Origin of the sequence: Microcoleus sp. S13_C3, assembly GCF_036700905.1 — a bacterium.
Taxonomy (GTDB): Bacteria; Cyanobacteriota; Cyanobacteriia; order Cyanobacteriales; family Microcoleaceae; genus Microcoleus.
In genome coordinates this window covers 1-10,706 of record NZ_JAUBPT010000220.1, presented here as the reverse complement: position 1 = coordinate 10,706, position 10,706 = coordinate 1, and the positions used below count along the sequence as shown (strand labels likewise).

The window sequence follows — 10,706 nt, the reverse complement described above, 5'->3', positions numbered from 1 at the left end:
TCGCATCATTTGCATAATTATTGTAGGGGCAATCCCACGCCCGGTTGCCCGATAGATAGGGGGTAGGCAAAGAAAGGCACTACCCTACAAATTTATCTGAATCATTGAGGATTGCTATAGGAATCCTAAATAATTTTCTCTATCTAAGCTGTGTTGCATCTAGATTGCCTATGGTATTAGAGAGGGAGAGGGGCCGATGGGGATCGGGGGAGAGGATTTGACGATTTTTGATCGGGACTCGAAATATACAATTTAAATGCACAACAGCTTAATCTCAAAAACAGGCCCCCGCCCCACGGTAAATCGAAATATACATTTTTTCAGGCGCTCGCCCGTGTTGGTTGATGTAGATTATTAGCGGTGTGGCGGCGGGTTTATAAAGCTTGTTTGTACTGATTAGATATTGTCGTAAAACCCGACCCTACGGAATTATATTGTTTCCCAATGACCAATGACCCATTCCCAATTCCCAATCTAATCAAATACGCTTAGCCTCAGAGTTTTAGCTATTTTTTCTAACAGAAATAAGCCACCGATAGAATTTCCGTCTTTATCCAAAGGCGGACTGTAAAAGCCGATCGCACCTTGACCCGGAATTACCGACACCAAAGCCCCGCTAACTCCCGACTTAGCACGCAGTCCCACCCGCAGCGCAAAGCGGCCCGATGCTTCATACAAACCGCAAGTTGCCATCAGTGCTTTGACAGTACGGCAGTTTTCCCCCATTGCTCGATCGCCACTATTTACCAAAACCATCCCCAGCTTAGCTAAATCCTCCACAGTTCCCGACAAACAGCAGATGCGATTGTAGGTTTCTAAAGCAATTTCGGGATTTTGAATGTAACCCGATTCTACCATTTTCAAGGCGAGATTCCAATTATTTTGATTCGGATTTGTCTTCACTGAATCGAGCATTAACTCGTCAACAAATAACTGACTGTTTGCCTGTTGATTCAGCCAATCGAGCAAGTTTTGACAGCGCGACACAGCATTTTGACCGGGAATCAAAGACGCTAGAGCGATCGCCCCGCTATTAATCATCGGATTTCTCGGCTTCCCTTCGTCTATTTCGAGTTGAGTTAGGGAATTGAAAGGCAGTTGCGAAGGCTCGCCGCCAACGCAGTCAAATACCGTTTTTTCGCCGACTTCGCACAGCAAATAAAGCAGCACAAAAGGCTTGACTACACTCATTAGCGGGAATGTTTGAGCAATGCTACCCCAGCTCATAATTTGCGCGTCAATTGCCCGAATTTGCACGGCAAACCCTTGTCGATCCGCTTGCGCTAGGAGAGGTATGTACGCAGGGATTTGACCCGATTTACTGCGATTAATTGCCTCTTTTGCCCAAGCTGCCAGTTGTTCGGGTTGCAGGGAAGATAGTTGGCTGGTGGATATATTCACACTCGATTATTTCGATCATTTTAAATTTTAGATTGGCATTCCTGGCGCGCTATTGAGCCATAAGCCCCGTTTATTAACCGAATTGCGTCACTTGGGCCCGCTGCGGGAAGAAACTGGGTTTCTTCGGGGAGATAAGGCAAGCTCATAATTTGATGAAATTTTTGTGTGGTGTCCCGCCTGCCCGAAAAATACAACGCAAGATGCGGGACACCTTATTTAAGGCTGTTGACCTTTGGGCCCGCCGGGAGCAAATAAATTTTTCATAAAAAACCTGTACTCTGCATAAAAATCTTCCCTTCACCCGGATATATAAGTAGCAGCTTCAAGGCAACGCTGCTATTTAAAACCAACCAGCACTAGCTGGAAATGCCTTCAGATTCTTATGTTGAAGCCCCAGCAAGGGGCGGGGTGCATATTTAACTTAATTCTTTCAGAGTTCGCGAAATCCTGTCCGGAAAACCCCCGAACATCTGAGAATGTACTATCCAACCGGATTCACCAAAACCAGGATAAAAAAATGGCAGACGAACCGAAAGCAGAAGCCCCGAAGCCAGCTCCGCTGATTTTTAAGGGTGTGTGCAACGACGGAGTTCTCAAAGGCAAAGAAATTGAAGGCAAACTAGACATCAAAGTCAATGTTGAATCTGTCAAAGCGGCAGAAGCACCGCCCAAAAAATCCCAGTGGGAGCCAGTTATCTTTTGGGTATTGTTTGCATTCATGGCAAACTTGATTGTCGGCGACCCCGCCGGAATGAGAAAATACAGCTCCCCACAAAGGTCTTCTTCTCATCAGATGTTAAACCAATCTGGGGAGCAGTCGCTGTTGCCTAAGAAAAACACCAGCAACTTGCCACTTTAGGCCCTGGGAGCCTGCCAGCCGCGCAAATAGTAATAGAAAGACCCGAAATATTCATCGAATACTCGCGTCGTAGTTACCAAAGCTTCTGCACTAGGCAAAAAATCTCCCGCGTCTAAGCGGAGTCTACTGGATTTTCCTCCTCCGGTGGGTTGAAAAGTGTAGAAGTCGGTAGCCCTAGGAATCACCTGGATTCCCATATTCGCAAAAGCGAGGCTGGCACGGCGCATCTGAATCGCAGATGTTACCAGGATTACTTTGCGCGGGGCGCCACGGCTGTCGAGTATCTTTCTCACCTCTTGGGCGCTGGTGCGTATGTTGCTGCCGTTATCGTCGAGAACGATACTGCTGCGCGGCACGCCCATGTTGTTTGCCAGCAAAGTCTCGATATCCTTAGCTTCGCCAACATAACCCTCCAACTCTGGTCTGGGGCCAGCGGTAACGATGACCATCGGTGCCACTTTTTGGCGGTACAAAACGGCTGCATAGGGCAGACGATTGCCTGTATCTGTCAGTTGAATCGCTACTCGGTTGGGGATGTGAGGCTGAGTGGTTCCCTTGCCCAAGAGGACGATCGCCGCTGCGGTTTCATCGCAGCAAGCTGTGCGGACGGCTGCAGCGGCGTCCCGTTCTGCTTGCTCGGCGAACCAATAAGCGACAACTGGCATACTCGAAAGGATCAAAACTAGCAGCGCTGCCAGGATCATTCTCGGCGCCGGGTTGCGGATGCCCCCGTTCGTGATCAGCGCCGATGCAATCACCAGCAGAGTGATGGAAAAACCAAGCGGCTTAAAGAAGAAGGCTATGAGCCCGAAAATCGCTGCTCCGACCGGGGTGTCTGGTGCAAAAAAAGCTAGGATCAAAAGGCTGATCAGCAGCAAAACGCGCAGCCGATCTAATAAGGGATTGTCTTTGCCTCCTGATTGATCCCACCACGATTTGATCAGTGAGAACAGGAGGAATAGAAATAGAATGCGAGCTAACAGTTCTGGCATCTTGCAATATTCTGTGTCTTCATAAATTAGTACGGAAGTGTGGAAACGAGCGCGAATTTAGCTGCGGGAGGAAATACGGGCATCGGTGGGTTTTTAACTTTCGCGAATAACGCAGTCCGATCGCATTTATCCTGATGCTCGCTTCCGGTCAGCTATCAACCATTGGTTGCAGGGTGAAACCCGCTACTTCCAGTCACAGATTGCTGACAGTTAATTGGTAATTGATAACTGGTAATAGTTGATTGGTAATTGGTAATGGATCGAACACGCCGCCGGTGGAATTGACAATTCCAGCCTGCTTTGTTCTGCCTACTTTTTTCCCCATTACCTGTTACCGATTCACCAATCCCAATTTATCGGCGCTTCAGTTGATTCCGAATTGCCTGCGTTACCGTTTGAATTACTTTAACACGAGCATAATACTTGTTATTGGCCGCAATTAGCGTCCAGGGAGCAGCCGGCGTGCTGGTGCGCTGAATCATTTGATTCACCGCCACTTCATAATAATTCCACTTTTCCCGATTCCGCCAATCTTCCTCGGTGAGTTTGTATTGTTTAAATGGATTGTTTTGCCGCTCTGTAAACCGCTTTAGTTGCTCGTCAGGACTGATGTGCAGCCAGAATTTAACTAAAACACAACCGAAACTGGTGAGTTGCTCCTCAAATTCGTTGATTTCCTGATAAGCTCGGCGCCATTCGGGTTCGGTGGCAAATCCTTCGACTCGTTCGACCAGCACTCTACCATACCAACTACGATCGCAAATGCTGATTTTACCAGCAGTTGGCAGCCGCTGCCAGAACCGCCACAGGTAGTGGTGCGCTTTTTCTTCGTCTGTCGGCACCCCAAAGGCATTAACGATGTAACTGCGGGGGTCTAATATGTCGGTCAAGCGCTTGATTGCTCCTCCTTTACCGGCGGCGTCCCAACCTTCAAACAGGACTAACACGGGGATTTCCTCTTCGTAGATGCTTTGTTGCAGTTGGCCAAAACGGGTTTGTTCCTCGCGAAGTTGCTGTTTGTATTCGTCGGGCGACAGCGATTGAGTTAAATCTACTTGGGCCAGCAAGTCTGGTTCGGTGGGTTGCAAGCTTTCTTGAGGTGGCAATTTCACGGGTGCAGATTGCGTCGGCAGTCTGTCTAAGGCTTCTGTAATTGTCGCTGCCATTTGGGTCAAAACTTTGACTCTTGCCCACCGTTGACAATCGCCTTCTACTAGCGTCCAAGGTGCGGGGCCCGTGCCGGTTTGGGCTACCATTTCTTCGGCAAAAGTTGTGTATTCTTGGTATTTTTTGGCTTGTTTCCAATCTTCGGGCCGCACTCGCCAAGCTTGTAAGCTGTCGTCTTCTAGTTTTTTGAGTCGATGCTTGAGTTCTTTTTTGCTCAAGTGAATCCAAAATTTGGCAATTGCGGCGCCGTCATCTACCATCTGCCGCTCGAAGGCGTTGATTTGCCTGATGGCTGTCGGTACTTCTGCGTCGGAGACTCGATCGAACAATCGGTCTTCTAAAATGTGAGTGTACCAACTGTGGTAGAAAAAACCAATTTTGCCACGGGCGGGGAGTTTCTGCCAAAACCGCCACAGGAAAGGATAGCCCATTTCTGCCTCTGACGGCGGCCAAATCGGGTGGACGGCAAACCCGCGCGGATCCATGTACCCCACCATTTTTTTGACCAGCGCGCCTTTGCCGGCGGCGGCCCAGCCTTCGAGGACGATGATTGCGGGCAATTTTTTTTCCCTGCAGGCCAGTTGGAGCGATCGCAACTGTTGCATTAAAATTTCTATCTTGGCATCATAGGTTTCTTTATCCAGGGAAATATCTAAATCGAGGTTGTCGAGCATATTTACCTCATATTAATCTGTAAAAAACAGTTTAACGTTAGTTTAACGTTTGGATAAAATTAAATCCTAGATTCAGGGGAAAACGTTATAAAAATTACAATTACGGCTGGTTAAAAGCCAGAGCGCTCCTGCAATCAAATGCCACCCTCGTTAATACTAGCAAGAATCCCTCGCTTTCAAACTTGCAAAAAAAAACAGCTCAGGTTATAGTTGAAATAGGGAACTTTTAAATAAGTTCAATTTCTCCCCTCCCCCGATCGGGCGAGTTAACAGGAGGAGCCAAAAATCCCTGAAAAAGGATTTATTGTAAAACAGAGCAAAAGTAAAAATCAACTACCCGGTGGGGGTGACAACTTCTTTACTTAGCTGTAGAAACTTTATTCAAACAATAGTAGTTACTTAAGCACCAAGCTTGGTAACGAAAGAGAGCGCGACTCATCGACATCCAGCCATAAACTCACATACAAACCTAGCCCAAAAGGGCAAATCAATTTTTATGATTGCGCTATAAGATAAAACCTGAAAGCCTGGGTGATATAAACAGGTTTCTGAGTTTTATCGACACCATTCTCAAATACTAAAAACAGTTTATACCAATTTTTTATGAGGTTGCATAGAATCCGATCCCCCTTAGCCCCCCTTAATAAGGGGGGGACAAGATTATTCTCAAAGTCAACCCCTACTCCCCTTCTTAAGGGGGATTTAGGGGGATCGAGATATGTGCAACTTCACATTAAATTGGTATTAGGTGCGGTCACGCGAAACGCGTGCCCGCCCCACAAGAACATTTATTTCTTGTGGAACAGGCCGGAAAGCCTGTTACTGACATTTGTGCACAATGTCTGAATTACTGTACTTGTTTGCCCATACCAATTAAGAGGAACAGTCCGAAATTACGGATTGCAAGTTTTTTATGAATATCTTGACAACACGCTCCTACAAGGGCGAAACTGACTGGTGCGCGATCGCAAATTTGATCGATGCTTGCGAAGCAGTGGATAGACTCGGCGAAGAAGTCTCCGCAACTGAACTCAAGCTAATACTTGATGCACCCAAACTCGACCAAGCCCGCGACGTGCAGTTGTGGGAAGATGGTAATTACAAAGTAATCGGCTTAGCACTCCTAGATATGCCCGATTCGCCAGAGGAAATAGACGCTTGTCTCTGGTTTTACGTGCATCCAAATGTCCGTAGCGAAGGTTTAGAAAAAGACATAATTAAGTGGGGAGAAAAGCGGCTGGGCGAAGTAGGAAAAGAACGCAATTTGCCGGCAAAATTGCGTACCTACAGCCGGGAGGACAAAACCGATGAGATGCGGCTGTTAGAGAAACAGGGCTTTGAAGTCGATCGCTATTTTTGGACAATGGCCCGATCGCTCGCCGAACCCATACCAACACCGGAATTTCCCGCAGATTTTGCACTGACACACGTATCAGGAGAACAAGACATCCAACCCTGGGTAGAGATGTTCAACCAGTCATTTATCGATCACTGGAATCACCACGATTTAACTGCGGAAACCGTGCGCTACTGGATGCAAGACGCCAATTATCAGCCGGAATTAGACTTGATTGCTGTTTCGGGCGAGCGCAAATTTGCAGCTTTCTGCGACTGTCAAATCAAACCCCAAAAAAACCCCCGCAGCGGCACAAAAGACGGTTGGATTGAATTGTTGGGTACGCGGCGCGAGTTTCGGAAAATGGGTTTAGGAAAAGCGATGCTGTTAGCTGGTTTGCATAAGTTGAAAGCAGCGGGTGCAAACACAGCTAAACTCAGCGTCGATGCTGACAGTTTGACGGGGGCGACAAAGCTTTACAAATCAGTCGGTTTCCGCCCGATGGAAACTTGGATCGAGTGGGCTAAGACAGTGTAAATTCGTTAGGGTGGTCAGAAACCGGGTTTTTGCGAAAATACTGCGTTACAGCCGGCAGATTCGGTAAAAAACCCGGTTTCTTTGGTTTTGATGCGATCGCCCTTTTGGATCGAATGGGCGATCGTACTTTTATTATGTCGCGCACATTATGCTAGGATTAACTGATCAAAAATCATCCTAATTTCTATGACGCGATTCATTCACGATCGCTTTGCCAAAGAATACCTAGAAGAACTGCTTTCACCGATCGGAACAGTTAAGGTCGGTCGCGATGTGACTTCGGAAGTCCGAGAAATCGATGTTTATTTCACTCCAGGTACCGCAATTCCCGAATACTCATCAAGCCTGGGATTGTTGGGAAAAATGGCTGACACAACTGCAATTTTTGAACCGTTTCGCAATCCGGTAACTGTCAGCGAAGTCTTGAGCTGCATGAGTAAGTTATGGGATTTGCGAGGTGAATTGGAGCGGCAGGCGAGAAGAGAAAATACTCGCTATGATGAGGATCTGTTGCCCCGAATGTGGATTTTGACACCCACAGCATCGAAAGCGCTGGTGGAGGGTTTTGGTGGGATACCAAACCCTGAGAATTGGATCGAGGGAATCTATTTTTTCCCGGAGCACTGGCGAGCAGCAATTGTGGCGATTCACCAGTTGCCAGAAATCCCAGAAACCCTGTGGTTGAGGATTTTGGGGAAAGGGAAAGTACAGCAAAGGGCGATCGGGCAATTGAGTGCTTTAGCAACGGACGATCCGTTGCGGATTATTGCGCTAGAATTATTGTATCGTCTACAGTCACATTTAGTAGTCGAAAATCAACAGGAACCTGAACCAGAAGAGCGGGAGTTAATTATGGCGATCGCACCACTTTTTCAACAACAAATACAAGCAGCACAGCAACAAGCTAGAGAAGAAGGACTAGAACGAGGACTAGAACGAGGACTAGAACGAGGACTAGAACGAGGACTAGAACGAGGCAGACAAGAACAGCAGCGCTTAATCTTAGAAAATTTTCTGCGAGTTAGATTTGGAGAGTTAAGCCAGAGAATGACAGTATTTTTATCTCCAATATCCAAGTTGCCTGCTGCGGAATTTACAGTGTTGTTGCTGGCAATATCGATGCTAACAGTTGATGAAGAAGGGCGGGAACAAGCTGTAAGATTATTGGCAGAAAATGTCTTGAGAATGTACCAAAATGAATTGGGTGATATTCTGCCTACAGCCCTTACCAATTTACTAGCATTGCCTGTGGCAGAATTGACATTGTTGGTAGAACAACTGCCGCAGTTATCGGCTGATGGATTGAGGGAAAGGTTCGGGAAAATCCCTGAATAAAGCTGTTTGAGTAGCTAGAGAGTGCGATCGCCCTTTTGGTATCGAATGGGCGATCGCACTTTTCTTGATTTCCTAAATCAACCGGAAATTAGCGGATGTAATCGAATTGGCACTCACTCCAATCATCACACCTAACTCCTCTCCTGTCAAGACATTTTTGATGAGAGTTCCCTGAGTATTTTGAGTGATTGCTAACTGACCAAAACTCAAACCTCCGCTTAATCCAATCAAGTCTTGACCGATGGTAAAATCAGCGATAATATCAAATCCTTGACCAGTTGTTAAGGCAAAGATATCGTTGCCACTACCGCCAATCAAACTATCATTGCCCATGCCTCCATCAAGCAAATCGGATCCTTTGCCACCAGTGAGAGTATCGTTATCTAGGCCTCCGTAAAGAGTATCATTTCCTTCGCACCCTCCGAGAATATCTGCTCCGGCGTCACCGTTGATTAAGTCATTGCCTTCACCGCCGCAGAGGGTATCCGAACCTAACTGTCCAAACAGATTGTCATCACCTTGACTACCAAGGATGATGTCGTCACCTTTGCCTCCATATAAAACGTCATTATCCTTGCCACCATTGATGAAGTCATCATCTTTGTTGCCATAAATGATGTCAATACCTTCGCGGCCATGTAACAAGTCATTGCCTTTGCCTCCGAAGATTAAATCGTTGCCCAATTCGCCAAGAACGATGTCGTTTCCTTCATCTCCATAGAGGATGTCGTCACCTTTGCCTCCAGTGATGAAGTCGTTGCCTTGGTTGCCATTAAAGATGTCGTTGCTGGCACCACCATATAAGTTGTCATTCCCGGATTTGGCATCGAATATATTGCCGTTGTTAGTGCCGAGAAATTCATCGTTTTGGGCAGTGCCTATTTGAATTCCCGATACACCAAGTATGGTGTTCTCAACTGAGTTAGGTTGATTTAAATTGGGATAGGCAATGTCATCGCAGATGCAGTCGTCATTGGGGATGTTGTTGGTTGTTGGTGTTGGCGTTACCGATGGTGTATCGGTTCCCGTTGGCGTCAGTGTTACCGATGGTGTATCGGTTCCCGTTGGTGTTGGTGTTACCGATGGTGTATCGGTTCCCGTTGGTGTCGGTGTTACCGTTGGCGTTGGTGTTCCCGTTGGTGTCGGTGTTCCCGTTGGTGTTGGTGTTCCCGATGGCGTCGGTGTTCCCGATGGCGTCGGTGTTCCCGATGGTATATCTGTTCCCGTTGGAGTCGATGTTCCCGTTGGTGTCGGTGTTCCCGATGGTGTTACCGATGGCGTCGGTGTTCCCGATGGTATATCTGTTCCCGATGGTGTTACCGATGGCGTCGGTGTTCCCGATGGTATATCTGTTCCCGTTGGAGTCGATGTTCCCGTTGGTGTCGGTGTTACCGATGGCGTGGGTGTTCCCGATGGTGTTCCCGATGGCGTGGGTGTTCCCGATGGTGTTCCCGATGGCGTGGATGTTCCCGATGGCGTGGGTGTTCCCGATGGAGTCGGTGTTACCGATGGTGTTCCCGATGGCGTCGGTGTTCCCGTTGGTGTTCCCGATGGCGTCGGTGTTCCCGATGGTGTTGGTGTTGCCAATGGAATTGGTGTCGGTTGCGGTGTTACCGGCGGAATTGGTGCAGTATTTACAGTCAGATTAACTGGACTCGAAGCCCCAGAAATATTACCCGCAGCATCGGTGGCTGTAGCAGTGAAGGCATAAGCGCCATCGGCTAAAGCTGTCGTGGGGGTAAATGTCCAATTACCATTCGCATCCGCTGTGGCAGTACCTAGTGCAGTCGTGCCTTGTAAGATGTTCACGGTACTGTTCGGTTCTGCCTTACCTGCCAGAGTCGGAGTGGTATCGTTTGTTGTGCTGCCGGCGGTAGTGAAGGTGGGGGCTGTGGATGCTGTGGCATCGATTGTTAGATTAACTGGAGTTGAAGCCCCAGAAATATTACCCGCAGCATCTGACGCTGTAGCAGTGAAAGCATAAGTGCCATCGGCTAAAGCTGTCGGGGGGGTAAATGTCCAATTTCCCGAAGCATCCGCTGTGGCAGTACCCAAAGGCGTGGTGCCTTGTAAGATGTTCACGGTACTGTTCGGTTCTGCCTTACCCGCGATCGCGCCTTTGGTACTCCCAGAAGTTGTGATCGTGGGGGCTGTGGGTGCTGTCGCATCGATTGTCAAATTAACTGGAGTTGAAGCCCCAGAAATATTACCCGCAGCATCGGTGGCTGTAGCAGTGAAGGCATAAGTGCCATCGGCTAAAGCTGTCGTGGGGGTAAATGTCCAGTTACCCTCCGCATCAGTAGTGGCAGTACCTAGTGCAGTCGTGCCTTGTAAGATGTTAACTGTACTGTTCGGTTCTGCCTTACCAGAAATCGCGCCTTTGGTACTCCCAGAAGTTGTGATAG

At 47.9% G+C, this 10,706-nt stretch carries 8 protein-coding genes; 3 read left to right on the top strand and 5 right to left on the bottom strand.

Going from position 1 to position 10,706, the window contains the following annotated elements; genetic code table 11:
• Positions 1 to 474 precede the first annotated feature (474 nt).
• The gene (gene glsA / locus QUA16_RS33675; protein WP_333108782.1) at positions 475 to 1,401 is read right to left on the bottom strand and encodes a glutaminase A; all 927 of its coding nucleotides are present in this window, start codon (positions 1,399 to 1,401) and stop codon (positions 475 to 477) included.
• Between the two features lie 517 nt (positions 1,402 to 1,918).
• Between glsA and QUA16_RS33670 the strand changes: the two genes are divergently transcribed.
• Positions 1,919 to 2,260 carry a hypothetical protein gene (locus tag QUA16_RS33670; RefSeq protein ID WP_333108784.1) on the top strand — a complete coding sequence of 114 codons (342 nt, stop codon included), beginning with the start codon at positions 1,919 to 1,921 and terminating at the stop codon, positions 2,258 to 2,260.
• On the opposite strand, the gene QUA16_RS33665 is transcribed toward QUA16_RS33670, so the two are convergent.
• The 3 genes from QUA16_RS33665 to pap all read right to left on the bottom strand — a co-directional run bounded on the left by QUA16_RS33665 (position 2,257) and on the right by pap (position 5,093).
• Positions 2,257 to 3,252: a YdcF family protein gene (locus QUA16_RS33665; protein WP_333108786.1), complete on the bottom strand. Its 996-nt coding sequence runs from the start codon at positions 3,250 to 3,252 to the stop codon at positions 2,257 to 2,259. The genes QUA16_RS33670 and QUA16_RS33665 overlap by 4 nt on opposite strands.
• A gap of 193 nt (positions 3,253 to 3,445) precedes the next feature.
• Complete coding sequence (locus QUA16_RS33660) at positions 3,446 to 3,577, bottom strand: hypothetical protein (protein WP_333108788.1); 132 nt, start codon at positions 3,575 to 3,577, stop codon at positions 3,446 to 3,448.
• Positions 3,578 to 3,605: 28 nt separating this feature from the next.
• A complete protein-coding gene (gene pap / locus QUA16_RS33655) occupies positions 3,606 to 5,093 on the bottom strand; it encodes a polyphosphate:AMP phosphotransferase (protein ID WP_333108789.1) in 1,488 nt (495 codons plus the stop codon).
• A gap of 913 nt (positions 5,094 to 6,006) precedes the next feature.
• On the opposite strand from pap, the gene QUA16_RS33650 reads away from it, so the two are divergent.
• Both QUA16_RS33650 and QUA16_RS33645 read left to right on the top strand, forming a co-directional pair.
• On the top strand, positions 6,007 to 6,966 hold the full coding sequence (locus QUA16_RS33650; protein WP_333108792.1) for a GNAT family N-acetyltransferase: 960 nt from the start codon (positions 6,007 to 6,009) through the stop codon (positions 6,964 to 6,966).
• Positions 6,967 to 7,152: 186 nt separating this feature from the next.
• Positions 7,153 to 8,301: a flagellar assembly protein H gene (locus QUA16_RS33645; RefSeq protein ID WP_333108793.1), complete on the top strand. Its 1,149-nt coding sequence runs from the start codon at positions 7,153 to 7,155 to the stop codon at positions 8,299 to 8,301.
• Between the two features lie 72 nt (positions 8,302 to 8,373).
• Here QUA16_RS33645 and QUA16_RS33640 read toward each other — a convergent pair.
• A partial coding sequence (locus tag QUA16_RS33640; protein WP_333108794.1) for an Ig-like domain-containing protein occupies positions 8,374 to 10,706 on the bottom strand: 2,333 nt, incomplete at its 5' end.

Bases quoted from the DNA above. Each gene is read 5' to 3' on its own strand.
- QUA16_RS33670 (WP_333108784.1), top strand. From the start codon at position 1,919: ATGGCAGACGAACCGAAAGCAGAAGCCCCGAAGCCAGCTCCGCTGATT.
- QUA16_RS33665 (WP_333108786.1), bottom strand. From the start codon at position 3,252: ATGCCAGAACTGTTAGCTCGCATTCTATTTCTATTCCTCCTGTTCTCA.
- QUA16_RS33660 (WP_333108788.1), bottom strand. From the start codon at position 3,577: ATGGGGAAAAAAGTAGGCAGAACAAAGCAGGCTGGAATTGTCAATTCC.
- pap (WP_333108789.1), bottom strand. From the start codon at position 5,093: ATGCTCGACAACCTCGATTTAGATATTTCCCTGGATAAAGAAACCTAT.
- QUA16_RS33650 (WP_333108792.1), top strand. From the start codon at position 6,007: ATGAATATCTTGACAACACGCTCCTACAAGGGCGAAACTGACTGGTGC.
- QUA16_RS33645 (WP_333108793.1), top strand. From the start codon at position 7,153: ATGACGCGATTCATTCACGATCGCTTTGCCAAAGAATACCTAGAAGAA.